This is a genomic window from [Clostridium] citroniae WAL-17108 (genome assembly GCF_000233455.1).
GTDB lineage: Bacteria > Bacillota > Clostridia > Lachnospirales > Lachnospiraceae > Enterocloster > Enterocloster citroniae.
Map to the genome: position 1 here is coordinate 1,760,030 of NZ_JH376420.1, position 26,268 is coordinate 1,786,297.

General features: G+C 52.2%; 24 protein-coding genes. 2 read left to right on the top strand and 22 right to left on the bottom strand.

Annotated elements, in window-relative coordinates:
* Positions 1-186: 186 nt before the first annotated feature.
* The 6 genes from argH to HMPREF9469_RS07960 all read right to left on the bottom strand — a co-directional run bounded on the left by argH (position 187) and on the right by HMPREF9469_RS07960 (position 7,468).
* Positions 187-1,566, bottom strand: coding sequence for an argininosuccinate lyase (gene argH, locus HMPREF9469_RS07935; protein WP_007860785.1), 1,380 nt, complete (start codon positions 1,564-1,566; stop codon positions 187-189).
* 5 nt (positions 1,567-1,571) lie between these two features.
* Positions 1,572-4,517: a YfhO family protein gene (locus HMPREF9469_RS07940; RefSeq protein WP_007860790.1), complete on the bottom strand. Its 2,946-nt coding sequence runs from the start codon at positions 4,515-4,517 to the stop codon at positions 1,572-1,574.
* Between the two features lie 25 nt (positions 4,518-4,542).
* Positions 4,543-4,965: a GtrA family protein gene (locus HMPREF9469_RS07945; protein ID WP_007860791.1), complete on the bottom strand. Its 423-nt coding sequence runs from the start codon at positions 4,963-4,965 to the stop codon at positions 4,543-4,545.
* 120 nt (positions 4,966-5,085) lie between these two features.
* Entirely contained in the window at positions 5,086-6,051 is a 966-nt protein-coding gene (locus HMPREF9469_RS07950; protein ID WP_040415728.1) for an FAD:protein FMN transferase, read from the bottom strand.
* 79 nt (positions 6,052-6,130) lie between these two features.
* Entirely contained in the window at positions 6,131-6,982 is an 852-nt protein-coding gene (locus HMPREF9469_RS07955) for an aminotransferase class IV (protein ID WP_007860793.1), read from the bottom strand.
* 36 nt (positions 6,983-7,018) lie between these two features.
* Positions 7,019-7,468, bottom strand: a complete 450-nt coding sequence (locus HMPREF9469_RS07960) for an Lrp/AsnC family transcriptional regulator (protein ID WP_007860794.1) — start codon at positions 7,466-7,468, stop codon at positions 7,019-7,021.
* Positions 7,469-7,551: 83 nt separating this feature from the next.
* Between HMPREF9469_RS07960 and HMPREF9469_RS07965 the strand changes: the two genes are divergently transcribed.
* A complete protein-coding gene (locus HMPREF9469_RS07965) occupies positions 7,552-8,481 on the top strand; it encodes a LysR family transcriptional regulator (protein ID WP_007860795.1) in 930 nt (309 codons plus the stop codon).
* 63 nt (positions 8,482-8,544) lie between these two features.
* Here the strand turns inward: HMPREF9469_RS07965 and HMPREF9469_RS07970 are convergent, their stop codons facing one another.
* Genes HMPREF9469_RS07970 through HMPREF9469_RS08000 form a run of 7 tightly spaced genes read right to left on the bottom strand, consistent with a single transcriptional unit; the run spans position 8,545 to position 15,031 of the window.
* Positions 8,545-9,090 (bottom strand): hypothetical protein, encoded by a 546-nt coding sequence (locus tag HMPREF9469_RS07970; RefSeq protein ID WP_007860796.1) that lies wholly within the window; start codon positions 9,088-9,090, stop codon positions 8,545-8,547.
* Positions 9,091-9,094: 4 nt separating this feature from the next.
* Positions 9,095-10,717, bottom strand: a complete 1,623-nt coding sequence (locus HMPREF9469_RS07975; RefSeq protein WP_007860804.1) for an AMP-binding protein — start codon at positions 10,715-10,717, stop codon at positions 9,095-9,097.
* A gap of 8 nt (positions 10,718-10,725) precedes the next feature.
* Positions 10,726-11,727 (bottom strand): electron transfer flavoprotein subunit alpha/FixB family protein, encoded by a 1,002-nt coding sequence (locus HMPREF9469_RS07980; RefSeq protein WP_007860805.1) that lies wholly within the window; start codon positions 11,725-11,727, stop codon positions 10,726-10,728.
* Positions 11,728-11,742: 15 nt separating this feature from the next.
* A complete protein-coding gene (locus HMPREF9469_RS07985) occupies positions 11,743-12,531 on the bottom strand; it encodes an electron transfer flavoprotein subunit beta/FixA family protein (protein ID WP_007860807.1) in 789 nt (262 codons plus the stop codon).
* 14 nt (positions 12,532-12,545) lie between these two features.
* A complete protein-coding gene (locus HMPREF9469_RS07990; RefSeq protein WP_007860809.1) occupies positions 12,546-13,688 on the bottom strand; it encodes an acyl-CoA dehydrogenase family protein in 1,143 nt (380 codons plus the stop codon).
* Positions 13,652-13,831, bottom strand: coding sequence for a hypothetical protein (locus HMPREF9469_RS32385; protein ID WP_040415186.1), 180 nt, complete (start codon positions 13,829-13,831; stop codon positions 13,652-13,654). The genes HMPREF9469_RS07990 and HMPREF9469_RS32385 overlap by 37 nt, the downstream gene beginning before the upstream one ends.
* A gap of 15 nt (positions 13,832-13,846) precedes the next feature.
* A complete protein-coding gene (locus tag HMPREF9469_RS08000; protein ID WP_007860810.1) occupies positions 13,847-15,031 on the bottom strand; it encodes an acyl-CoA dehydrogenase family protein in 1,185 nt (394 codons plus the stop codon).
* Positions 15,032-15,291: 260 nt separating this feature from the next.
* Here HMPREF9469_RS08000 and HMPREF9469_RS08005 point away from each other — a divergent pair, with 260 nt between their 5' ends.
* A complete protein-coding gene (locus HMPREF9469_RS08005; protein WP_007860813.1) occupies positions 15,292-15,690 on the top strand; it encodes a PaaI family thioesterase in 399 nt (132 codons plus the stop codon).
* A gap of 18 nt (positions 15,691-15,708) precedes the next feature.
* Here the strand turns inward: HMPREF9469_RS08005 and HMPREF9469_RS08010 are convergent, their stop codons facing one another.
* From HMPREF9469_RS08010 to hflK, 9 genes are all read right to left on the bottom strand, one after another.
* A complete protein-coding gene (locus HMPREF9469_RS08010) occupies positions 15,709-16,617 on the bottom strand; it encodes a LysR family transcriptional regulator (protein ID WP_007860814.1) in 909 nt (302 codons plus the stop codon).
* 77 nt (positions 16,618-16,694) lie between these two features.
* On the bottom strand, positions 16,695-17,984 hold the full coding sequence (locus HMPREF9469_RS08015; protein ID WP_007860816.1) for a CaiB/BaiF CoA transferase family protein: 1,290 nt from the start codon (positions 17,982-17,984) through the stop codon (positions 16,695-16,697).
* A complete protein-coding gene (locus tag HMPREF9469_RS08020) occupies positions 17,981-19,369 on the bottom strand; it encodes a hypothetical protein (protein ID WP_007860818.1) in 1,389 nt (462 codons plus the stop codon). The genes HMPREF9469_RS08015 and HMPREF9469_RS08020 overlap by 4 nt, the downstream gene beginning before the upstream one ends.
* A 110-nt stretch (positions 19,370-19,479) precedes the next feature.
* Positions 19,480-20,532, bottom strand: coding sequence for a zinc-dependent alcohol dehydrogenase (locus HMPREF9469_RS08025; RefSeq protein WP_007860819.1), 1,053 nt, complete (start codon positions 20,530-20,532; stop codon positions 19,480-19,482).
* 33 nt (positions 20,533-20,565) lie between these two features.
* A complete protein-coding gene (locus HMPREF9469_RS08030; protein WP_007860820.1) occupies positions 20,566-21,351 on the bottom strand; it encodes an SDR family NAD(P)-dependent oxidoreductase in 786 nt (261 codons plus the stop codon).
* A 5-nt stretch (positions 21,352-21,356) separates the two neighbouring features.
* Positions 21,357-22,541 carry a CaiB/BaiF CoA transferase family protein gene (locus HMPREF9469_RS08035; protein ID WP_007860821.1) on the bottom strand — a complete coding sequence of 395 codons (1,185 nt, stop codon included), beginning with the start codon at positions 22,539-22,541 and terminating at the stop codon, positions 21,357-21,359.
* A 22-nt stretch (positions 22,542-22,563) separates the two neighbouring features.
* Complete coding sequence (locus HMPREF9469_RS08040; protein WP_007860822.1) at positions 22,564-23,823, bottom strand: MFS transporter; 1,260 nt, start codon at positions 23,821-23,823, stop codon at positions 22,564-22,566.
* Positions 23,824-24,207: 384 nt separating this feature from the next.
* Positions 24,208-25,086: a protease modulator HflC gene (gene hflC / locus HMPREF9469_RS08045; RefSeq protein WP_007860823.1), complete on the bottom strand. Its 879-nt coding sequence runs from the start codon at positions 25,084-25,086 to the stop codon at positions 24,208-24,210.
* A complete protein-coding gene (gene hflK, locus HMPREF9469_RS08050; RefSeq protein WP_007860824.1) occupies positions 25,086-26,156 on the bottom strand; it encodes an FtsH protease activity modulator HflK in 1,071 nt (356 codons plus the stop codon). The genes hflC and hflK overlap by 1 nt, the downstream gene beginning before the upstream one ends.
* Positions 26,157-26,268: the final 112 nt, after the last annotated feature.

The window sequence follows — 26,268 nt, forward strand, 5'->3', positions numbered from 1 at the left end:
TCTTTCTGTTGTTTTTACAACTAGCATGATGTAAATATTATATAATCCCTCTTAAAAATCGTCAAGAGGTGTTTTTTTCTAGTACTGACAATGGTCCGGCGAACGATAAAAGGACAAAGCAGCCGCCTGTCCTGAGGACAGCGTTTTTGGAAGCTTTGCCCTTTTCTTCTGTCAATTGCCCTGCCGTCAACCGGCCAGCTGCTGTCTGTAGATTTCGATCACCTGCTTCATGGCTTCCTGTCCCGGGGCTCCGATGGTGACGCGTTTTTCTACACAGGTCTTCATGCTGATGGCCTCGTACACGTCCTCCTCAAATACCGGGCTGATCTGCCTGTATTCCTCCAGGGAAAGGTCGTCCAGCGCAATCCCCTTCCCAATACACAACAACACCAGCTGGCCCACGATCCCATGGGCGTCACGGAAGGGAACCCCCTTATTGACCAGGTAGTCGGCCGCATCCGTGGCATTGGTAAAGCCATTCTTGGCACTGGCCTCCATCACATCCTTGCGAAAGGACATGGAGGAGATCATGCCTGTGAACAGCGCCAGGCAGCCCTTGGCCGTGTCAATGGCATCAAAAGTCAGTTCCTTGTCCTCCTGCATGTCCTTGTTGTAGGCAAGGGGGATCCCCTTCATGGTGGTCAGAAGGGATACCAGGGCACCGTAGACGCGGCCGCTCTTGCCGCGGATCAGCTCTGCAATGTCGGGATTCTTTTTCTGGGGCATGATGGAACTGCCCGTGCTGTAGGAGTCATCGATCTCCACAAAACGGTATTCGTTGGTGTTCCATATAATGATCTCCTCGCAGAACCGGCTCAGGTGCATGGCAATGGTGGACAGGGCGCTTAACAGCTCGATCAGATAGTCCCTGTCAGCCACGGAATCCATGGAATTGAGGGTGGGGCCGTCAAAGCCCAAAAGGGCTGCCGTGTATTCCCGGTCCAAAGGATAGGTGGTGCCTGCCAGCGCTCCGGACCCCAGAGGACAGTAGTTCATCCTCTTACGGATGTCCTGCAGCCTTGAGCGGTCTCTGGAAAACATCTCAAAATATGCTCCCATGTGATGGGCCAGGGTGATGGGCTGGGCCTTTTGCAGATGGGTGAAGCCCGGCATAAAGGTATCTGTATTGGCCTCCATGATAACCAGCAGCTCCATTAACAATTCCTTTACCAGTTTTTCTATCTCATCAATCTCATCCCTGGTGTAGAGTTTCATATCCAGGGCTACCTGGTCATTGCGGCTGCGCCCTGTGTGAAGGCGCTTTCCCGCTTCCCCGATACGCTCTGTCAGAGTCCCCTCCACAAAAGAGTGGATATCCTCATATCCGGAATCGGATGATATGGTCAATGCTCCGCTGTCCAGGTCAGACAGAATGCTTTCCAATCCGCGGATAATATCATCTCTGTCCTCTGTTGACAGGATCCCCTGCTTTTCCAGCATTTTCACATGTGCAATGCTTCCCTCTATGTCCTGATGATAAAATTTCTGGTCAAAGGACAGGGATTCGTTGAAATTGTGCACCAATTGATCTGTTTCCTTGGTAAAACGTCCTCCCCATAATTTCATGGCTTTTATCTCCTCGCTTTGTTGGATTTCTTATCTTTTTGATTCTTTTTAAAACAGCCTGCCAGTACAATACAGCCCAGGATTGCAGCCGATGCCCCTGTTATCCATGCGCCTGTGCGAAGCCCCTCCGGCTCATAGGTCATAGAAATCTCATGGGTGCCCTGGCTTAGGTCCACGGCCAGGAAGGTGTCAAAGAGTTTTCTGGGCGTTACCGGCACACCGTCCACCAGGATACTCCAGCCCTTATCATATGGGACGCTGGTGTACATCACCCCCGGCTGGCTGGCTGTAACAGTGCCTTTAAGCTTTGTATCAGCCCAGCTTGTAAGGGTGATAGGGTTTGCATTCATGATCTCATAAACAGACTTAAGGGCCTGGGTATCAAAACGCCACACCTCTGCCTGAAGGGTGGGATTCCCGTCATCCCTGGATTCCAGGTTTACTTCCTGTCCCTTTGTAACACAGCCCAGTTCCAGGAAATATCCCCGGTCCACATTGTCAAAGCTTTCTGAATGCTCGCCTATTACAACAGAGACTTCCTTCACCTTTTTGTTGGTCACATATACGTAATAATCCCCGGTCTCCTGGGCTGTGAAGGAAAGCTTCTTTCCCTCTGTCACACTCTCATTGGGAACAAGCACGCGGCCGGTACCCAGCACATCGCACAGATCATTCTGCACCAGTGCCGGATTCCCTGAATCAATGATCCAGTTTTCCTCCACATCCTTTGGCAGCATAAAGGCCACAGGAAGGGTATATCTGTTTTTATAAAGCCACACACCGCCCTTTCGCGCTTCCTGGTCCATGGGGCTGGATGCAGGCTGCTGGTCGGGATACAGGCCGTAAAGTACGGAGAACAGGCTGTCCACCAGGGGTGTGCTTCCCGTGATGCTGTAGGCATTGGTAGAGCTCTCGCATCCGAGAAGACGGAAAAAGTCTGAAAGGGATGCATTGGCAGTGGAAGAGAACAGGGATACGGAGGGGAAATTCATCCAGGCTCCGTCATTCTTGGTCTTCCTGTCGGATTTCTCCACCCGGTAAAAGGTATCCGGCTTCAGGTTCCACACCAGTTCCTCCACATCCTTATTATCCTTTACATAAGCGGTCCTGCTGGTGGTGGGGACGCTGGTGACCGCCGTATTCACAGCCGCCTCAACGGCAACCACTGCAAGGGCTGTCAGTATGATGGCGTCCAGGCTCCATCTGCCCTTTTTATACTGGTAGATCAGCCCTGCATAGGCTGCAATAAACAAAACCGCCACATAGAACACGGAAAAGTGGAACTGCTCTGAATTGTCCACCAGCTTTTCAGCCAGCAGCACAAATATGACAGCTCCCCAGAAGGCCAGGCATATGTGCTTCCAGGAGGTTTCCTTCAGGTGGATGTACGCCTGATAACACATGAACAGCATCAGGGCAATGTAGATAAAGGACTGCCTGCAGGGAAGGCTGTTGGGATAGTGGAATCCATGCCATATAAAGTTCAGCACATTGGTGGAAAAGCTGGCGTAAAACAGCAGCAAAAGGCTGCAGTACACTGCCTTTTCCCTGAAAGCGACCTTCCTGCTTCCCAGATAGAGGAGGAAGAACATCAGCACGGCCACGCCGCAATATATATTGGGCCAGTGGTCCAGCCCGATCTCCGTCCCCACGTTCCCGATATGGCGGGCAACCATGTCAAAGATGGAGAAGTAGGAGGAAACCGTCTTGGGGAAATCAAAGTCCCCGGAAGCCGTTGCCTGCAGCGCATAGATCTCCGGCAGCAGCACCACTGCGGCCAGCCCTCCTGCCAGCAGGGAATACACCGCAAAGCGCAGGCAGGTCTTCACAAACGCCCACAGTCCCCCCGGCGGGTTGATGATCATCTGGGCAATGACATAGATGACCATAAAAATACATATCATAATAGATATATAGTAATTGGAAAGAATGGAGAGCCCCAGGGTAATGCAGTATAAAAGGCCGCTCTTTCCCTTTACCAGTGCCTCCAGACCCAGAAGGATCAGCGGAAACAGCAGGATGCAGTCCAGCCACATGATATTCCAGCTGTAGGCAGCCATGTAGCCGCTGAGCGCATAAAAGATGCCAAAAAGCCCCACGCCGAAGTCCCTTGTGCCAAAATGCTTTTTCAGATACCATGCAAAGCTCAGTCCCGACAGTCCGATCTTAAGCACGATCATCAGTGTCATAAACTCAATAATAAACTGCTTGGGACAGAGGATCAAAAGCCAGTTGACCGGGCTTGCCAGATAATAGGCATAAAGGGCGGAAAAATTCACTCCCATGCCGATATCCCAGCTGTACAGCAGGCTTCCCCCGTGGGTCAGCTTGTACTGAAACTCGGAAAAAAACGGGGCATACTGGTGATACATATCTGTCCTTAAAAAGCTTTCCTCCCCAAAGGGGAAGATGCCTCTCTGGGCAAATATGATGATCATTACAATAACCGGCACAAAAAAGGCCGCCACCAGTCCATCGGAAGGTTTCAGCAGCCGCAGTGTCCTCTTAGGCCTGCCGGATTCCGCCCATTCCCGTTTCCGTTCCCATCGCTGGTTCCTCAAGGTTCTTTCTTCCTGTCCATCTCTTTCTTCTGTCTCTTCTCTTTCATCCCCTTCGTCCCCTTCATCCCACCGGGGATCTGTCTCAAAATCCTCCGGCAGGATTTCCTGGGAAGGGGGCTGTTCATCAAAATACATCTCTTCTTCACCGGAATCTTCTTTGGGCATGATCTGTACTCCAATCTCATCCTCCTCGGAAAAGGCATACTCTTTCCATGCTTCTTCCTGGGGGCTGTTTCTCTTCTGTTCCTTTGCGGAGTCCTCCTCCGCCTGTTTCTTATGTGTCCTATGTTCCGTTTCCGGCACTTTATCCTGCATGGGCGGTTCCGGCTGCACAAGCTTCAGAACTGCATCCAGTTCCTGTTCAACCCGTTCGATTTCTTCACGTTCCATTACAGTCACCTTTCTCTACTCAGGCTTATTCTTTTTTAAATATCCACAGCTTGCTGAACACATAGTTCAGGACCATGTTGATCACAGAAGATGTGAACTTACAGAACAGTTCATATATAAATCCCCTGTCTCCCCCCAGTCTGACCATGACCACCATAAGGACCCATGTGACCACGCCTGAAAAAGCCCGGGCTGCCACAAATGTCCCCACTTCCCTGGCAAGGTAGGAGGGACGCATGTTATAGTTGCGGAATACGATCAGCTTGTTCACCACATAGGCAAACAAAACAGCTGCCAGCCAGGACAATGCCTGGGACACCCCCACTCCTACATCCACGTTTCTTAAAACCGTGTATACGGCAAAGTCCACCGCCGTGGTCAATACACCGCAGATCAGGTAGCTCACAGTCTCGTAATTCACGCATTTTTCCCATATTTTACGCAGCATTTCTTACTCCTGGTTCTTTTTCATTCAAGTACGCCTTCTATTATATGGTAGAGGGGTTGAATTGTAAAGGGGAATAGATGTCATAAAACCTGAAGGAAACGGCGCTTTCCCCTGTATCCTCTATTCATTATATAGGAAGTCTTCGGCGCCGTCCGTATAGTGGAGCCCGCCGTCCTGGGTGATGAACACGCCGTAGATTCCTTCCATGGACTCGATCAGTTCCCTGCCCTTTTCCAGTCCCAAAGCAAAACAGGTGGTGCTCAGTCCGTCCCCGTCTATGGACCTGGGTGAAATAATGGAGACCTGGACCAGGCCGTTCTCATAGGGATAGCCGGTCCGCGGATCCAGGATATGGTGGTAGTTGATCCCATCCTGGATAAAGTGGCGCTCATAGACACCGGAGGACACAACAGACATTCCCGTGATCTTCAGGGCAGCCACGGTCTCCGTGTGGGTGGCATAGGGTTTTTGAAGACCGATCTTAAAGGGCCTTCCCCCTGGAAGCCCTCCCACGCACAGGATGTTTCCGCCCAGGTTGATTACAGCGCTTTTTACACCATTTTCTTCCAAATAAGCCTTCATCTCATCTGCAATATAGCCTTTGGCTATGGCTCCCAGGTCTATGGTGGTGTCATCATTTAAAAAGGTGACCTGATCCCCCTCCAAAAGGATATTCTGGTATCCTACCTTGGGAAGGTCCTTTTGGATCTCCTTTGCAGCAGGGACCCGTGGATCTTTTGCGGTAAAATCCCACAGAGAACTTAAGGGTTCAATGGTAATATCAAACGCACCCCCTGAGATACGGCTGTACTCCAGCCCCTTGGCAAGGACCCTGGCCGTCTTTTCCGAAACCGTAAACACCCGGTCCCCGGGCTGCCTGTGGTTCATCCTGTATATCTCGCTTCCCTCCATGGTCTTGCTTAAAAGCTTTTCATAGTCGGAGCAAAGCTGGATGCAGCCGTCCAACAGCTTTTCATCCTGGGTATCATATAAGGTAACGGTTATGAATGTGTTTAACAAAAAAGACGACCGACTGACAGGATCTGCGTTCTTTCTGCTGCATCCTGCCAGCCAAGCCGTACCTATTAATATAAGGGAACACACCCATGCAATTGTTTTTAATCCTGTATTTTTCATGTTTTACATTCTATCACTGTGATGTGTATTAGTCAAGATGAGGGTCGGTCTGCTCTATGAACTCGGCCTGGACAGCGTCCTGGATCCTCTTAAGGAGCTCAGGCGCTTTTCCGCCCACCGGTTTTTTGTCCACCTCGCTGGCAGACAAGCAGAACTTGGTGGAGGAGGTGACCAGGACCTCATCGGCGTGCATCAGTTCTTCAAGGGTATAGGGAGTCTCGCTTACAGGAATCCCTAATTTTTTACAGTTATTGATCAGGTGGGCCCTTGCAATGCCGGGAAGGATCAGGTTATCCGCGGGAGCCGTGTACAGGATTCCTTCCTTTAAAATGTGGCAGTTGCTGTGGGCGCATTCCGTCACACGGTCCCCCCTGTGGAAAATAGCTTCCTTACATCCCGCCTCGCTGGCTTTCTGGGCAGCCATGACGCTGGGGATCAGGTTCAGGGTCTTTATATTACAATGGAAGAAACGGGTATCCTCCACGGTGATCAGCTTGATCTTCTCAGTGAGTTCCGGGGAGGGAAGGGGTTTTAACATGACCCAGAGGTTAGCCGGAGCGTCTGCGGGAAATTCATGGGTGCGCACAGCCGTCCCCCTTGTAACCTGATAATATACAAACAGGTCGCCGGTGTCCATCTCCATAACCAGATCCTTTAACAGTGTTTTCAGTTCTTCCTTGGTGCAGGGCATCTGTATCCGTAAAAGGCCCGCGCTGTTAAAAAAGCGGTCCACATGCTCGTCAAGGGCAAATATGTTGTAATTGCGGCAGGGGCCTGCGTCATACACCCCGTCTCCGAACCAGCATACCCGGTCGTTCATGGGTATGGTCATCTTATGGATCTCATCATATGTTCCATTGTAATACCCCAGTGTCTTCATTGCATTCTGATCTCCTTTTCCTCATATACGCACGCTCTACAGCTCAGGAATAGCTGAGTACACGTTCTTGATCTCCTTTAATACAAAATGGGTCCTGGTGGCCGAGACACCGGGAAGGCTTTTGATGGTCCTGTGTATGCTCTCCAGCTCATCTGATGAGGCACAGGTGATCTTGATCACAAAATCATAATCCCCTGTGAGATAATAGCAGTCCAGGATGTTGGGATGGCCCATGATCACTTCGGTAAAAGAATCGTGAAACCTTGGATGTTCCAGGCTGATCTCCATCAGAGCCGTCACATCATTGCCAAGGGCTTTGGAATCCACCCTCACCGTATATCCCTTGATGATCCCGGCCTCCTCCATCTTCTTAATGCGGTCCAGCACAGCTGACACGGATAAATGAATGGCCTTGCTGATATCCGATGCTGTCTCCCGTCCATTTTCTTTCAGTATATTCAATATTTTGTAGTCGATCTTATCCATGATGACCCCCTGCTGTTTTCCTTTTCAAATTCGTTGTTCTGATATATACTGATATAATAACACAAAAATTCCAGGAGTTGTATATGAATCTTTCTTATTTAAAATATGCTGTTGAAGTGGAAAAAACAGGGTCCATCACAAAGGCGGCCCAAAACTTCTATATGAACCAGCCTCACCTGAGCAAGATCATACGGGAGCTGGAGAGGGATCTGGGCTGTCCCATCTTTGACCGCACCAGCCGCGGGATGGTTCCCACCAAACGGGGGGAAGAGTTTTTGCGCTACGCCAAAGCCATCCTGGTCCAGGAGGAGCAGATCGAATCCCTGTGCGTCAAGAACAGCGAGCGCACCCTGGAGATCAGTCTGAGTGTGCCCAGGGCCACCTATATTTCCTATGCGTTTACAGACTACTTAAAGGACATGCGTTCATTCCCCTCCGTGAGCCTTGGCTACAAAGAGACCAATTCCCGGGATACCATACGCGGCGTGTCCTCCAAAAGCTTTGACCTGGGGATCATACGGTGTCAGGCCCTCTACGAATCCTATTACATGAAAATGCTCCAGGATGAGAACCTGGACTGGAAGGAGCTGTGGGAGTTTTCCTGCAATGTACTCATGTCCGCCGGCCACCCGCTGGCTGACAGGGAACATCTTACCTATCTGGACTTTGCCGACTGCATGGAGGTGGTCCAGGGTGATATACAAAATCCCTCCTTTACCTTTGAAACACAAGATGCCTCTGCCACAGGCGGAAATTCACGTAAAACCATTTCCATCTATGACAGAGGCAGCCAGTTTGAAATATTGCGGCAGATTCCGGGCACTTACATGTGGACCTCCCCTGTTCCCTACAGCTGTCTGGAGGCCACGGGCCTGATCCAAAAGCCCTGCAGCTATCCGGGCAACGTACACAAGGACCTGCTTATTTACAGGAGCGGATACCGTTTTTCCAGGGATGAGAACGAATTTCTTCACTGCCTGGCACGTATGATCAGCCGCCTGTCCGTACAGTAGCCGGTGGTCACGCCGTGACCATGCTCTTGGCCTGCCGGTTTGTGTGCCTGTGCCGTACAGTACTCAGCCTTTTGTTTTTGCCCCTGACTGCCAATAAGGCGAAACCTGGTCCAGAGGCATTTCCACAAGCCCCAGTCCCTTCACGTAGCCGTAGACCACAAAGCCCCGTTTGCACCAGAAGGTGCATTCCAGGCACGGGCTTTCATCACAATAGGAAAATGCATCCTCGTCCGCCAGGGCAAACACGCAGGGCGGACGCTTTCCGGGCATGATGTATTTCATATAACCTCCGGTAAATGTTCTCAGATAGAGCCACTCCAGCTCATAGCCCTTTTCCATGTGAAAGAATACCTGGACCGCATTGTCATTATAGCCGCCCACGATCCGGTAGCTCATGGAGCCGGCGCTGCCCAGGTCCCGGCTGGAGACAGGGACCAATACCTCCATCTCCTCACCGCAGCAGCTGATCCCGGACTCTGTTTCCGCCCAGCCCGTGCGCTGGCAGATGCTGCCGCAGACCTCACAGCGGTAGAATATGACCTTGGGGCACTGGACAGAAGGTTTTCTGGCAGCCCTGCTCCTTCTGGGGCCAAACACCTGCTCCTTCACCGTCTCACCCCCTCTGTTTTAAGTCTTCCAGCAGCAGATATTTCTTTACCTTCCCGCTCCCTGTTCTCGGTATTCTGCCGATCAATTCCAAACGTTCCGGCCAAAAACGCTTGGGGACGTGTTTTTCCTTCATATAGGCCAGCATCTGCCCCAGATCCGGTGGCTCCCCCTCCCCGGGCACCACATAGGCGCAGATCCGCTCCCCCAGCCGCTCATCCGGCATTCCGATCACAGCATGGTCCGCCACGCCGGGACATCCCTCTATGGCGTCATTAATATAATTGGAGTTCAGGTTCTCCCCGCCCCTTACGATCATATCCTTTTTTCTTCCCACAATGCGTATGCAGCCGTCATCATCCATGACGCAGAGATCGCCGCTGTAAAACCATCCGTCATCCTTTAAAACCCGGTCCGTTTCCTCCCGGTCCTTCAGATATCCCACAAACACATTGGGACCTCTGGATATCTCCTCGCCAATGGTCCCCGGCTTTACATCCCTTCCCTGCTCATCCACCACCCGCACCTCGATCCCCTTCAGCGGGCGTCCTGCCGTACTTTTTTTAAGGGCGGGCGCCTCCTGGGGCCTGACAAACACATGGGGCACGCTCTCCGTGGATCCGTACACCTCGCACAGACGTATGTCAAAGGCCGCGGCCCTTTTCACCATATTCTCCGGTACGGGCGCGCCGCCGCAAAGGTAAAACTTCAGGGTTTTGACCCTTCCCCCCTGCTGTTCCAGGCAGTTTAGGATATCGTAGATGAATGGAGTGGATCCCATGGAATAGGTACACCCTTCCCGGTTCATAAGCTCTATGGCCTCAGGACATTTAAACCTTTGCTGAAGCACTACCTTCGCCCCCAAAAGCATGGGGGCGATGATGCCGTGGTGAAAACCGGTGGCATGGTTTAGGGGCGCCGGCATGAACATAATATCCGTTTCATCCAGGCCAAGCTCCCTGTTAAACTGTTCCTCACTGAATATAATATTGCTGTGGGTCAGCATTACGCCCTTATTATTACCCGTGGTACCCGAAGTGCCCAGGATCAGGGCCACGTCCAGGCCGTCCATCCGGCCGTACTCCCGGGGCGGAAGGGGCGGGTACGTTTTTAGGATTTCACCGTACGTGGTAAACCCGCCTATTACCGGTCCCAGAGAATCCAGGAATACCGCATGTTTTAAAGTCCTTATCTCTTCCCTTACGGACTGAAACCTTGCCTCATAATCCTTGCCGCGAAACCAGGCAGTGCCGAAAAAGATCTTTGTATCGGCTTTGTTCATGGCGTGGATCAGGTCCGGTTCCTCATAGCACATGGCAATGGGGTGCATTACGGCGCCGGCCTTCATGCATCCAAAGGCAATGACAATGAACTCGCTCCACACGGGCACCTGGAAGGATACGCAGTCCCCGGTCTCCACTCCCATGTCCCTTAAGTAGGCAGCCACTTTGGAGGACAGGATATCCATCTCCCTGTAGGTACAGCGGTTTCCCCTGTCGTCCACCACATATTCCCTGTCCGGGAACCGCTCCGTGATCTGAACAAAGCGGTCCAACAGGGTTTCATGGCTCCAGTATCCCTCTTTCAGGTAATGCTCCATCTGCTTTTGGTCTGTCTTCATTCCATCCATCGCGATCCTCAGGCCTGCTTCCTGGCTTTTAACTCCTTGGTCAGGGCAGGGACTATCTCAAACAGATCTCCTACCAGACAGTAATCCGCCACCTCAAATATGGGGGCTGAAGCATCCTTGTTAATGGCCACTATGGTTCCTGACTCGCTCATGCCTGCCACATGCTGCACTGCCCCGGAGATTCCGCAGGCAATGTACAGCTTGGGAGTCACAGTAGAGCCGGTCTGCCCCACCTGCCTGGACTGGGGCATCCACCCCGAATCCACCGCTGCCCTGGAACAGCCCACCGTGCCGCCTAAAAGGTCGGCCAGTTCCTTAAGGATGGCAAAGTTTTCCGAGTTCTTCATTCCGCGGCCGCCGGAAACGATCACATCCGCCTCCCCCACCGGGATGGTGCCGTCCGTACATGCCTGTATGAACTGGATCACCTGTGTGCGGATATGGTCCGCATGGATCTCCTCGCGGATGATCCTGGCCCGGCTCTCAGCCAGGGGAGCCGGTTTTTTAAATGCCCCGGGCCTTACGGTCCCCATCTGCGGGCGTGTCTCGCTGCAGAGGATCTGGGCGTACAGGTTTCCTCCAAAGGCAGGGCGCTCCCACACCACGTTCCCTGTATCTTCCACGCTGAGGGCCGTACAATCCGCAGTCAGCCCGGTGTGCAGGCTCACCGCCAGCTTGGAGCCCAGATCCCTTCCATTGACCGTTGCTCCCACCAGGATGGTGTTGGGATCATACTTTTTGCACAGCTCCAGGAAGGCATACCCGTATCCGTCCGCGGAATAATGGTCATACTCATCCCCCTGCACCACATAGATCTTATCCGCGCCGTAGATCCCCGCTGCCTGGACCGCGTTCTCCACCTCTTTGCCAATGACCACTGCACACAGCTGCTGTCCCAGGCCTTCCGCCAGCTTCCTGCCCTGGCCCAAAAGCTCCAGTCCCACATTCTTGGGGGTTCCCTCAAAACATTCAATGAACACCCATACATCTTTATATTGTTCAAAACCCATGATTCTTCCCCCTTTCTACAATACCTTTGACTCTTCCAGGCAGTCGAGAAGCGATGCCGCCATGCTCTGGGGACCGCCTGCTATATATACCCCGTCAGCCGTGCGCTTGGGGGTAAAGGTTGCCTTAACCTTGGTGGGCGAACCCTTTAATCCTATTTTGGCAGTATCTATAATATCCTTCATATCCTCCAGGGTCAGCTCCGGTATCTCAGCCTTTAGGGATTCCAGCTTTCCTCTGATGGTGGCGTAACGCGGCTTATTCGTTTCCTTGGTGGCGGTGCACAGCACGGGAAGCTTTGCCTCGATCACCTCCACGCCCTCTTCCACCTGGCGTTTTGCGATCACCTTGTCCCCCTGGATCTCCATGGAGACAATATAGGTAAGACGGATCATCCCCAGATGCTCCGCAATGCTGGGAGCTGTCTGGCCCGTATCCCCGTCAATGGCCTGCTTTCCTCCCAGTACCACATCAAAGGGTCCCAGATGCCGGATGGCGCTGGACAATATATAGCTGGTGGCATAGGTATCGGAGCCCCCAAAGGCCCTGTCCGTGATAAGATACGCCCTGTCAGCGCCCATGGAAAGGGCTTCCCTCAGTACGGCTTTGGCCTGAGGCGGCCCCATGGAAAGTACGGTCACTTCTCCGCCGTATGTATCCTTTAGCTGAAGCGCCGTCTCCACCGCATTTCTGTCAAAGGGATTTAAAATGCTGGGAACGCCGGTACGTATCAATGTATTTTTTACCGGATCGATCTTAATCTCTGTTGTATCCGGAACCTGTTTTACACATACAACAATCTTCATCGTGAACCCCCTTCTTATTTGTATTCCTTGTTCAGGACATTTGCTATGGTCATGCGCTGGATCTGGTTGGTTCCCTCGAAAATCTGGAATACCTTTACGTCCCGCATCAGCTTCTCAACCGGATACTCTCTGCTGTAGCCGTATCCTCCAAATACCTGGACCGCATTGGAGGTGACCTCCTGGGCGCAGTCCGTCACAAAGGTCTTGGTGATGGAGCCTTCCTTCTGCACCAGATTTCCCGCATCCATCAGCTTCATGGTATTGTTCACAAGGCATCTGGACGCCTCCACCTTAATGGCCATGTCGGCCAGAAGTGCCTGGACCATCTGGAATTTGATAATAGGAGTGTTAAACTGTTTGCGCTCCTTTGCGTACTTTACGGCTTCATCCAGCGCCCTCTGCATAATGCCCACGGCCAGCGTTGCCACAAAGGCCCGGGAAAGGTTAAGTGCATTTAGGGCCAGCTTAAAGCCTGAGCCCTCCGGCCCCAGCATACGGCTCTTTGGCACTCTCACATTCTCAAAGATCAGATCCGTTGTGTTGGACAGCCTGAGCCCCATCTTGTCTTCATGGGCGCCCACGGAAACTCCCGGCGTATCCCTGTCAATGATAAAGGCGGAAATCCCCTTGTGTCCGGCTTCCGGATCGGTCTTAAAAAAGCCCACGTAAATATCGGACAGGGCTCCGTTGGTTATAAAGGTTTTGGTGGCGTTAAGCACGTACTCGTCACCGTCCGCCACAGCCGTTCCCCTGATGCCCGCAGGATCGGAACCTGCATTGGGTTCGGTCAGGGCAAAGCCCGCAAAGCTCCCCCTGTTTATAATATCCGCAAAGTACTGGGCCTGCTCCGGTGTTCCGGCCAGGATCACGTTGCGCAGGGCCACAAACGTGGTGACAAATGTGATCGCGTAACCGGCATCCACCTTTGCCAGCTCCTCAAAAATCATGGCCGTGGTCTCATAGCTCAGACCCGTTCCGCCGTACTGGGCCGGAATCTCCAGCATGTGGAGGCCCATCTTAAATCCCCAGTCAAACAATTCCCTGGGGCACTCGCCCTTCTCGTCCGCTTCCTGAACAAAAGGCTTGATCTCATGCTCTGCCATATCCCGTACCAGGGCGATCAGTTCTTTTTGTTCCTCGGTATACAGTAATGCCATTTTCTTTCCCCTTCCTTCTCGTTATAATGAGACATCTTCCCTATTCCGTTTCCCACACTGTTGGAATAAGAGGACAGGGCAGCCAGATCCGGCTGTTCATCCTGGCTGGCTGCCCTGCTCCCACGGGATCTTTTGGGCCACATCCCAGGGCCGTCCGGTTAGATCACATACTTGACCTGACCGCCGAACTTAACTGCACTCTTTGAAATGGTGATGCGCTGCACGGTGGGAGCGCCCTCTTCCAGCCACATGGCGCGGCAGTCCCGGTACATGCGCTCAACAGGCCCGTAAGGATTGTCCTCAAAGTATCCCACGCCGCCAAAGATCTCCAGCATCTCGTCACTTACCAGCCTTACGGTATCAATGCTGAACAGCTTACACATGGCAGCCTTTTCCTCAATGTACGGTCCCTCTGCCTCCACCTCGTAATCCCTGGCAAAATCATATACCATACAGCGCAGGGCATGGATATTCATCTGCATGTTGGCGATCTTCATCCTGATCGCCTGACGTGTGATGATGGGTTTTCCAAAGGTTACACGGTCAGCCGCGTACTTTAAGGACATTTCCAGCATCCTCTGGGCCATTCCCAGGTTGCTGGCCGCTATATGGGCCCTGGAAACAGACAGGGAGTGAAGGGCGATCTCAAGTCCCTGTCCTTCCTTTCCCAACAGGTATTTCTTGTCAATGCGGCAGTCCGTAAACTTAAGATCCCCGTGTCCGGCTCCCCGGCATCCCATCATATGAGGCATATTAATGACCTCAAATCCGGGAGCATCCATGGGAACAAAGAAAGCGGATAAACGGTCGGCCTTGTCGGACTCCGGATTGGTCACTGCGATCACATAAGCAAACTCACAGCAGTCCGTGTGGGAGATCAGTGTCTTTTCCCCGTTCAGTATGTAACTGTCTCCGTCTCTTACCGCTGTGGTGTGCAGGTCGGCGCCGGTGCCGCCGGCTGCCTCGGTCAGGGCAAAACAGGTAAAGACCGACTTATCCTGGAATTTAGGCATATACTCCGCTTTCAGCTCTTCATTTCCATAATCATCCAGGATTCTCCAGTTCAGATCCATTGCATAGTGGAGATGCATCCTCATTCCGCCCGGGCCCCTGGAAAACTCCTCCTGGACCTGAAGGATCTCAAGTTCCGACAGCCCGTATCCGCCGTATTCCTCGGGCAGTGCACACCGGTATAGATCATTCTCAATGGCCAGGTCATAAAACTCCTGGGGAAACTTGTTGGTCACTTCCACTTCCTTCTGGATCTCTTCCAGCGGGCCTTCGGCAAGCGCCCGGATCTGCATCAGATAGTCCTGGAACTGCTGGGGTGATAATTTACTCATAGGGTGATTCCTCCTTGCTGTATTGTTTTATCAATTTTTTAACAATCTCTTGATGTTTCCATTATAATATAATCTGATCCACATATCCAATCGTCCTTTTCCTCACTTTTGTGCACAATCTATAGATTATGTCTATCATATCTTTTTTCTATTGTGCACTTCACCTTTATGTGTTATATTGTCTCCATCACAATGGGTAATATGATACATTTATCCCAATCCAAATCATAACAATTCAAAGGCAGGAGGTAATGATTCACATGAGACAGGAAATACTGGAGGGCATCAGGCGTCATGTCCAATCCCTGGAAGGGCTGGAGCATGTCCAGATCCTGGAAATCGCGCCGGGCCATGCCAAAATCGCTTGGGACGTTCATCCGTCCGCCCTGAATCTTTACGGCAATCTTCACGGCGGTTTGATCTTCGCCCTCTGTGACATGGCCGCAGGAATGGCCACCTATGCCTACGAGGTGTCCAACGTGACCCAGCAGGGCTGTATCCACTTTATCAAAAGCGTGAACTCCGGAAAACTGTATGTGCAGGCGGACGCGGTGCACAAGGGGAGCCGGACCGTCATCCACCACGTTGGGGTCACCACCCCGGAGGGAAAAGTGGTGGCGGACGCCACCTTTACCATGTTCCTCTTTGACCCGGTGTAGGTCCTGTCCCGGGACAGCTTACGCCAGGGTGGATACCCCGCCAAATTCCGGGCCTCTGTCCAGTACATGCTGGATATAATTCTTCACGGCCGGGGTCAGGTAATTGTTCTTGTGGTACACCATATAGACCAGTCTGGCTTCTGCCTCCAGCTTCACATCCAGGTGGACCAGGTTGTCAAACTGTTTTAAAAGCGGGGTGTCGGCCACAATGGCAACCACCTGGTTAATGGCGGCATATCCCCCAATGGTGGTTTCATCATAGCCATAGTGGGTGGCTTTCAGGTTATGCTTTCTCAGTTCCTTTTTTATGATCCTTCCCACAGGGCTGTTCTCCGGATAGGTGAGGATCTCATAGGGCTCCAGATCCTCCAGCTTCATGGGCTTGCCCTCAAAGGCAGCCAGAGGATGGGTACTATTGACAATGGCCGTGTACTCCTGGGACAGAATGGGGGTAAAGCACAGGTCCGTCTCCCCCTCCGACATGGAGCAGAATCCAACATCATACGCGTCCGAGCGGACCCCCTCCACAATGGCCGGGGTCATGCCGTTAAACACATTAAATTTGACCGTGGGATTGCACTCCTGCATGTAGCTGTTAATGGACCTGGGCAGAAAATCCCCGCAAAGGGTGGGGATGCAGGCCACATCGATCATACCTCCTATGGTTCCGGAATTTTCCTTTGCATTGTCGATCCCAACTTCCAGTTCAACCAGGGCCTTACACACATGGACGTAGAAGTCCCGCCCATACTTGGTCAGCTTCACTCCCCTCCCTTCCCGCTGAAACAGGTCAATGCCCAGATCCCGCTCCAGGGACAGGATGGAGGCGCTGAGGCTGGGCTGGGTGATGTAAAGCTCCTGGGCCGCCTTGGTATAGTGCTGTACTTCAGCCAGCTTGCGGAAATAATAAAGCTGTGAAAGGTTCATTACAAAATACCTCCTTTTTAAAGCGCCTTGAGGGCTTTTGCCCTGCCCATGTTCCGGCAGGGCAAAAACCCCTTTTTTCAGTTTCCTGCTTCAGAAAATCCCGGTCCGTAGCTGGGGGCTGTGACGCTTTCCGGCAGCGGCGGGCCGTCATAGCATTTGACAGCGCCGGCCTGCTCCAGGCATGTGATCTCCTCCCGGCTGTAACCGTATTCCTCCATCACCCTCCTGGTATCCGCCCCAATGGGTCTGGATCTTACAAGGACAGGATCCCCCACGCTTTTCAGGCGGATGGGGCTGGTGGGCACGCTGACTTCCCCCAGGGAATCATAAGGGATCTTTCTCAGGATGTCGTTGTCATAGGCCTCCTGGTCATTTAAAATGTCGTCCATGGTAAAACATTTCTGGAATGGGATGTCGTTTTCCTTAAACGCCTTTTCCCAATAGGCAAAATCCTGTTTTTCAAAGGCCTCTTCCATCCACCGGATCATCTGCACATTGTTCCCTGTCTCGTTGAGCACCTCCAGGGTATCGTATTCCTTGTTTCCAATAAGATGGTCCAGCCCCATGACCCTCATGACCAGCTCAAAATATTTGTTGTAATGGCCAAAGCACATTAAAAACCAAATGCCGTCCCTGGATCGGTAACAGTTGTTGGTGGGACAGGGCACTTCTTTCCTTGAACGCGGATACTCTCCCCCCTGCTGCGAAACCGCCACGGCGCTGGACATGCCCCATACGGCGCAGTGGTACAGATTTACCACCACCTTATCTCCCACACCGCTTCTCAGCCTGCGCACCAGGGCTGCCAAGATCCCGGCCGTAAGGGCCACGGATGCGTTCCAGTCCCCAAAGGCCACAGGTACGTTGGCAGGCTCAAAGTGTTCCCCCTTTTGCGGAAAGGCCATGACCAGGCCGCCTCTGGAGGAATAGGAAGTGGCATCAAAGCCCTTGGAATCCTTCTCAGGCCCTCTCTCCCCATATCCCCGCATCTGTCCAAAGACAATGTGGGGGAACTTTTCACTCAGTGTCTCATAATCCAGCCCCAGCTTTTTAAGGGCCTTATCCCGGAAGCTGGTGACAACAATATCTGAATCCCCGATCAGCCGGTACACAAACTCCAGCCCCTGGGCGGTTTTTAAGTTTACGCTGAGCCATTGTTTATTCATGGAGCTTAGGTCATATGCCTGGTCGTCAAATTCCGTTTTGGATTTCATCCCCCAGCTGGCTCCCTGGGTGCGCTGCTCATCTCCTGTAAAGGGCTCGATCTTATATACCGTGGCCCCCATCTCTCCCAAAATACGCGGACAGGCAGGCGCCGCCACATAGGCGGTCAGGTCCACTACCTTGATTCCCTCTAATCCATTCATTGCAACACCTCATCCTCTTCTCTCTGTTTCTGCAGGTTAAACTGGTAATCCTTCCTGATCTTTTCCGGACCGCACAGGAGGAAATACAAAAGGATCCCGATCCCGATTCCCCATGCGCCTCCTTTTGCCACCATGACGCCCGACATCATACCGGCAATTCCCAAGTCTGTCTTATCTCCTGAAAGGGATACGGCGATCTGGGTGCACACATAGCCCTGGATCATTACCAGCACTGCCAGAACCGCACCGGACCCGGCCAGGGCCACCAGGTAAAGGGGATAACAGAACAGGCCCAGCACTGCCAGGATCATATTGGTTCCGTATCCGTCCCAGATGCTGTCCATGCCCTCCCGCCCTGAATTCTTATAGCGCTGGAAGGTGGAAACCGCATAGGGGGCGCTCATGGGACCGCCCAGAGGAGGGAACGGGGTAAGAAGCCCCAGAAACAGGTTTCTCAGTCCGCACACCACATTGGTCCTGTTTGTGTTGTAATCCACCAGCTCATCCTCGCGGGCGGCATCCATCCCCAGCTGCTTGACCGTAATAAAATCACCAAAGGCAATAATATAGGCCACAAAAGCAATGGGAAGCGCCTGAAGCCAGATCCTTAGGGGCGCAAAGCCGATAAAAAAGGGCGACATGGATCTGACTGCTCCTGCAAAATCAGGAACTGCCAGGACCTGGGAAAAACTGACGGAAGAATAATCGATCTCCCCGGTGACGGCTCCCACCAGAAGACAGACAAACACTCCGCAGGCAAATGCAAACCGGCCCATGATCTTAAACAGATGGATCCGGTCTGAATGTTTTTTAAAATAGGTGCTGAACATGAAGTAAAACACCACCATGGAACCGGCAAAAATGGTAATAGGGTAAGTGTACAACCCTGCCCCTGCCTTAAACTGGCTAAAGGCCGCCGTGACAGCCGTCCCCATGACAATCCCTGATTTGATGGAGGGCGGCACCATACCGGTGATCTTCCTGGCGCCTCCGGTCACACCCAGCACAATAAAGATAACAGCCAATTCCAGCTGCAGGGCGCACATGGCCTGCATCCTTGGGATCCCTTCCCCATACCCGTTGAGATATACAATGACCAGGGCCAGGGCCGGAGTGATCCAGCCTCCCACCGTGGCGTCCCCCAACAGCCAGTGAAGACAGTAAGCCAGGCAGCTGAACACGATCACGGCCCACGCCTGACGGTCTTCAATCCCCAGTATCCCCACCAGGGTGGCAATGGCCGCCAGGGAGGTGACGCTGTTGCAAAGGCCGGTGATTGCCTCCGGCCCGGTAAAACGAAAATGGATCAAGGGCAGCCTGATCTTAAACATGCCGCATCCTATGTAAGGCTGCTCTTTTCCATATTCTCTTTTTAACACTGACATATGTAACCCTCCAGTCTGGTATCTGGCCGGGACGCCCCCCTCAGGGAGGCGTGGACAGGCAATGTGCCTCCCGGCCTTTTACAAGCAGTCTTTCCCAATACCCCTGATCCTTATGGAACCAAAATGATCCTCAGGCCTTCCCTGTTGTCCAGCATCTTCATTGCTTTCTCAAATTCCGAGAATGGGAGGGTATGGCTTCCGATCTCCTTGATATCCAGTCCGTTGGCCATCATATCCAGTCCCTGGAACCATGTCTTTCTCTCATATGCCCTGTTGCCGATGATACTTAACTGGCGCATGGAGATGGTGGTCATATCCAGTGTGGATTTTTCCTTTGGAAGGCCGGAAATGCCGATCTTTCCGTTCTTAGCCAGCATCTGTACGCCCTGCTCCACGGCACGGGCGTTACCTGCCGCATCAAAAGCCACCTGTACGCCCCGTCCGCCGGTCAGTTCCTTTACACGTTCCACCGGATCGCACTCATCACAGTTAATGGGAATCCCGCCCATTTTCTCTGCAAGGGCCAGGCGCTTTTTATCAATGCCGAGTCCGGTGATCATCACCTTTTCGACCCCTATGTATTTAAGCACTTTGAGCATCAGAAGGCCGATGGCCCCGCATCCCAGCACAACTGCGCAGTCGCCCATCTGGGGATTGACGCGGTCCACTGCATTGATAGCCACGCCCAATGCTTCCAAAAGAGCGCCCTCCTCAAAGGATACATTGTCGGGAAGGGGGATCAGGTTGGTGCCGCGGATCGCCACATACTCTGCAAACGCCCCCGGAAGGTCTGTTCCATAGAACGGACGGTTATCACAGATATTGATCTGTCCCTTTGCGCAGTAAGAGCACACGTTACAGAACAGGACCGGATTCACCACCACCCTGTCGCCGATCTTAAAGTTCTTTGGGGCTGCAGGCCCGATCTCAGCCACAACGCCTGAAAACTCATGTCCGAATATGCCTGGGAACTGAATGTTATAGTTCTTGGCAATGGCTTCGTTCCATCCGTAAAGGGAGTGGTCCGTGCCGCAGATACCGCAGGCTTTTACCTGCACCAGGATCTCGTCTTCCTTGATCTCCGGCTTTGGAAAATCCGTTACATACTCCATACATCCTGGTTTTGGGGCTGTTTTGATAATTGCTGCCATTGTTTCGCTCATATTATTATCTCCTCTCAATTTTTAAACATCGGTTTACTGGCAGGACCATCCTCCGTCCAAAATAGCGGTCTGTCCTGTTGTGTAGGATGACTGTGGCAGACAGAAGTACAGCACTGCAGCAGCCATCTCATCCGTGGTTCCCATTTTCCCCAGGGGGGTCTTATCCAGCACGTTCTTAAGGCGCGCCTCATCGGCCAGCAGGCCGGATACCATGTCCGTCATAACATAGCCGGGCGCTACGCCGTTTACATTGATCTGATAAGGAGCCAGGTCAATGGCCAGCGCCTTGATCATGGCCATCACAGCGCCCTTGGTAATACAGTATGGGGCAATGTTCTGCATGGCGGAAATGCCTCTCTGGGAGGTCATGAACACGATCCGTCCTCCTCCTGTCTTAGCCATCTCCCTGCCGCACGCCTGTGCCAGGAAATACCCCGCATCCAGGTTAAGATCAAAGATCCTGCGCCAGTCTTCCCTGGTAAAATCAAAGGTATGGCACCTGGGAAGAGCCATGCCTGCATTGGATACAAGGATGTCGATCCTCCCATATGCCTTCAGGGTCTCAGCCACGATCCGGTCAATATCCTCCTGCTTGGTAACATCCGCGGACACCGCGACCGCCTCTCCTCCTGCCTCCCTGATGGCTGCAACAGTACCCTCCAGCTTCTCCTTTCTCCTGGCCGCCACAACGATCTTTGCTCCGGCTGCCGCCAGGGTCTCGGCGCAGGCTGCCCCGATTCCGGTTCCTCCGCCTGTTACGATTGCTACTTTCCCCCCAAGGTGCTCCCTTGGGTCAACGCTGAACCAATTCTTACCCATATCATCTATTCCTCCTTTATTGATAATCTAATAACCCCTTTTTCTGCCAGTTCCTTAGCCTGTTCCCCGGTATATCCCAGTTCTGTCAGCTGGTCCAGGGTATGCTCTCCCAGTACCGGCGGAGGCAGCGCCTCATCCAGGGACAGGGGAAGGTTTGACATTTTGTGGGGGATATTTGTCTGCAGTACCTTGCCTGTACCAGGGAAGGTGTGATACTCAATAAGCCCATTTTCCTGCTTTAATATATTGGAGACAGCCTGGTCCTTGTTCAGGACCGGAGCCATGCACAGGTCCTTGTCACCCAGCCATTCCTCCCACTCTTTCAGTGTTTTGGAAGCCATGATCCCTTCCATTCTGGCAAATGCTTCCGGCGCCTCATGCCTGCGGCACATCTGGACAGGCACCAGCTCCGGCGCGTCCGTAAGGCGGCAGAATTCCTTCCAGAATTTCTCCTCCACCATTCCGACCGCTATCTTCCCGCCATCGGATGTGTCGTAGATGTTGTAGCACACGGCCGGATACTCCAGGTCCTTGGCCTCCAGCTGACGCCCGTAAAAGTAATAGCGGCTGTCCAGCATACTGTTCCACCACACAAAGGAATCAAACATGGAAATGTCGATATAATTCCCCTTGCCGCTCACACTGCGCTGGTAAAGGGCCGCCAGTATGGCCTGGGCCGCCACCATTCCGCTGGCCAGGTCGCACAAATGCAGCGGGCTGGTCTTTCCCCCGTTCAGGGACAGGTATCCGGACTGGGCCTGCATGTTGATATCATGAAGGGCCTTCAGGCTGCTGGGATGAAACTGCCCGTATCCGGACAGGGAACAGTATATGATATCCGGCTTTATCTCCCTGATCTGCTGGTATCCGATCCCCAGACGGTTGGTGACCCCCGGCCTAAAGCTCTCCAGGATCACGTCAGCCTTTCTTGCCAGCCTGTAAAAAATTTCCTTTCCTTCGTCTGATTTCAAATTGACGGACAGGCTTTTCTTATTCCTGCCCAGTGCTGTAAAATAATAGCTCACCCCATTGATCCCGGGCTCATCATAGCGGCAGAAATCCCCCCTCGCCGTATCCTCCACCTTGATGACCTCCGCTCCCATGTCGGCCAGGACCTGGGTGGCGTATCCCCCGGGAAGGTACCGGGACAGATCCAGCACTGTCAGTCCTGAAAATTCGTTTTTTTTCATTGTTTCCATCTCCTGTTCTTCCCTATGCGGCTTTTGCCTGCTTTGCATACCGGTCTTTTACATACATAAGAAGGAAGCATACCACAATTCCCGCAACCCCCACTGCAATGGCAATGCTGTAGGCATTGGCATAGGAGGTGGCCATCACCGCCCCATCCGGTCCCAGCATCTTTGTCTTGGCCGCGATCTGGGGGCCGAAGTAAGAACCGGACGCATAACCCAAAAACATGATCCCGTAATTGACCCCGCTGTTTTCCATTCCAAATACCTTTTGTGTAAAAGGCGGGAAACAGACAAGGACTCCGCCAAAGGCAGCGCCGATAAATATAAGACAGACAATAAACATAGGGATTGTAAACGCATTTCTCATAACAAACAGGGACAAAATAGTGACCACAAGGATGATCAAAACCGTCTTGGCCTCACCCAGCCTGTCGCAGACACGGCCAAAGCCCATTCTTCCCACAAAGTTTGCCAATGCGCTGATACCAACGATCCATGAGGCAGCCGCGGTCCCCACCCCCAGCTGGGCCTGGGCAATCCCTGAAAGCGCGCCCACGAACATGATCCCCGTCATGCTGGCCAGACACATGAGCACAATCATCAGCCAGAACCGCAGTGTTTTTAACATATCAAACGGTCCGTACTCCCGGTCCGCCTTTTCCGTGTTTGTGACAGAAGCAGGTATGGGAGGCGCCACCCAGTCCTTGCCCGGAACAGTCATGATCCAGCCCACTGCCCACACAAGAACAATGTAGGCTGCCCCGATCACCGACAAGCCCTTGGCTCCAAGCCCCAATCCGTTGCACAAAATCTCCCCGAACCTGGAAGTCAGGAAAGGCCCTATGGATGCGGACATAAGCAGCAGTCCCGACATGGTCCCCTTCTTTTCCGGATACCACTTAAGGCCCGTGGCAACCGAGGAGTTGTAGATAAGTCCTGAACCAATTCCATTGACCACGCCGAAAAACAGATAAAACATGGGCACTGAGGTGGTGAGTCCTCCCACAAGCCATCCAAACCCATAAAGAAAGCCGCCCAGGTATATCACGATCCTTGGCCCGATCTTGTCAACCGCCCTGCCGGAAAAAATCCCAAGCGTGGCCGCAAACAGCTGCTGTATGGTATATGCAATGGATATCTGGCTGTCCGTCCCACCTGTGGCTTCCATGATGGATGCCTTAAACACGGAATAGGCCGAAATCCCTGCCGCCACAAAAATGACCACCCAGGCTGCTGCAAATACCTTCTTTCTTAAGCTGTAATCTTGTGCTGTTGCCATATAACACCCTCCTTTAATACGTTTTGTTATTTTTTTAACAATCACTGCTCAGATATCTCCCGGGGATTGCATTATATGCCAGGGGGTGGTATATTTGATGAACTGCAATCTTAGGTTGTCTTTATTATATAGCCGATTGTTATACATATCCAATTGAAAGCAATGGTGGTTTCGTGCATGTTTAATAGGTATTTTCTATATGTGGACCTTTTCGTATATAAGTTATGCATTATTTTGTTCCATATTTTTGTCCATTTTTATATTATTTGCACATAATTTCAGCCGGCTTATCAGGTTTATTTTATGCTGTCATTTAAAGCAACAAAAAGCGCATTGGCAATCCCTCGCCAATGCGCTCTGTTTCTTCATATAAATATTTTTGAATCAGTTCCCGGATAATATCCTTGCCAGTTCACTGTCCTGATTCAGGATAACGGTCTTGTTATCCCCCTTCAGGGAAGCCTTCAGGGCGTCCAGGGAGCGGACATAATTGTAAAAATCCGCCTTGGACTCATCATTGTAGGCCTCGCTGAGGATCTGCATATACTTGGCCTCGCCCTCGGCCTTGATCTTCTCAGCCTCCGCATCGGCCTTTGCTATGGTTTCCTTCACAGTCTTATCCGTCTCATTCTTAATCAGTGAAGACTGGTAGTCTCCGTCCGCCGTGTACTGGGCCGCAATGTTGTTTCGCTCAGAGATCATCCTCTGGTAAACCGATTCCTTGTTGGAATCAGGCAGGTCCAGCTTCTTGGTCTCCACGGCATAGATATGGATGCCGTAGGAATCCATGGCGCTTCCTATATTATCAGTTATGGTCTTAGCCAGGTCGCCGTCCCTGCCTGATATGATATCCGCCTGGTTGGTGGAACTCAGCACGTTCTTGATGGAGTTGTAGACCACATTCCCCAGCCTGACCTCTGCCTTTTCCTTGCTGGCATTTAGGGAGGAGAGGTATTTCACCGGATCGTTGATATCCCAGATCACAAAGGAATCCACGGTCATCACCTTTTTATCCTTGGTGGTGACATCGCTGGGGTACAGGTCGGAGATCATCTTGTACCTGGGTATCTTCTGCACAGACTGCAGGAAAGGCACTTTCAGGGATGGCCCTGCGGCCTCCTCCACACGGACCACCTTTCCAAACTGGATGATCAGGCTGTATTCATTGGCCCTGGTCACAACGATCGGATTAAATATGGTGGCCACAAGCAGGATCACCACCACGATCCCAATATTTCTCATAAATTTTCCTAGGGTTTTCATTACCGGGCACCTCCGTTCTGATTTTCACTGACAAATGAATCCAGGGGCAGCATGGTCTGGGTTCCGTCAGAGCCATTGATGATCACCTTCAGGGTTGGCAGAAGCTCCTCCATGGTCTCATAGAACATCCTCTTCTTGGTGATCAGGGGATACTTTGCGTACTCCTCGTACATATCGTTAAAGCGGGACACCTGGCCTTCGGCTTCACTGATACGCTGCTGCCTGTAGGCTTCCGCGTCCCTGGCAGCCTTATCCGCCTTTGCATTAGCGGCCGGAAGCTGCTCTGACTGGTACTTCTTGGCCTCATTGATCTTGGTGTCCATGCCCTGCTTTGCGTCCTCCACTGCCTTAAAGGCATTGTTCACCGCCTCGGTGGGCGGTTCCGCATCCTGTATGGTCACATTGACAATGCCGATCCCTATGTCCTCCTGCTCCAGGCGTTCTGATAAGAGGGACTTTACCTTGGCCTGTATCTCGGACTTGCCCGTGGTGATCACCTCATCCACGCTGTAGGATCCCACCGTATCCCTTATATAGGACTGGGCCAGGTTCTTTAGAATGGAAATGGCCGTATCGCTGTTGATATATGCCTTGATGGGATCCACGATCTGGTACTCAATGTAAAAATCCACATTTACAAAGTTGAAATCCTTTGTGATCATCTCGGACTCAGAGGGCAGGGAGACAGGATTGTTCTCGCTGTCAGCCGGATACTCCGTATTATAATCAGGGTCATATCCAATGGGCATCCCTTTGATCTCCTTGGACATCTTATAAACCTTTTGGATAAATGGGTACTTAAACTTAGGTCCCGAGGTCATAACGCTGGAGGGCCTGCCAAAGGTGGTGAGCACCGCCATCTCGTTCTCAGACAGGGTATAGAAGGAATCCAGGGCCGCAATTGCCACAAATACCACTAAAATACCAAACTTAATGGGACGCAGCATACGCTTCATCTTCCGGTTGCCGTCCTCCCCGCTGTCAAAGACCACCTCCGGTCCTTTCTGCGGTCCTTTCTGTGAGCCTTTTCCTCCAAAGCCCACAAACTTTTTTCCCATGAAAAAACTCATATGTATCTCCTCTCTTTTACCAGAGCGTGTTGGAACATTGCTCTACTCCATTAATTGCAACAAAGTAGTTTCAGTATATCATAGGTTTCCCCCATGGAATAGATATTTTGTC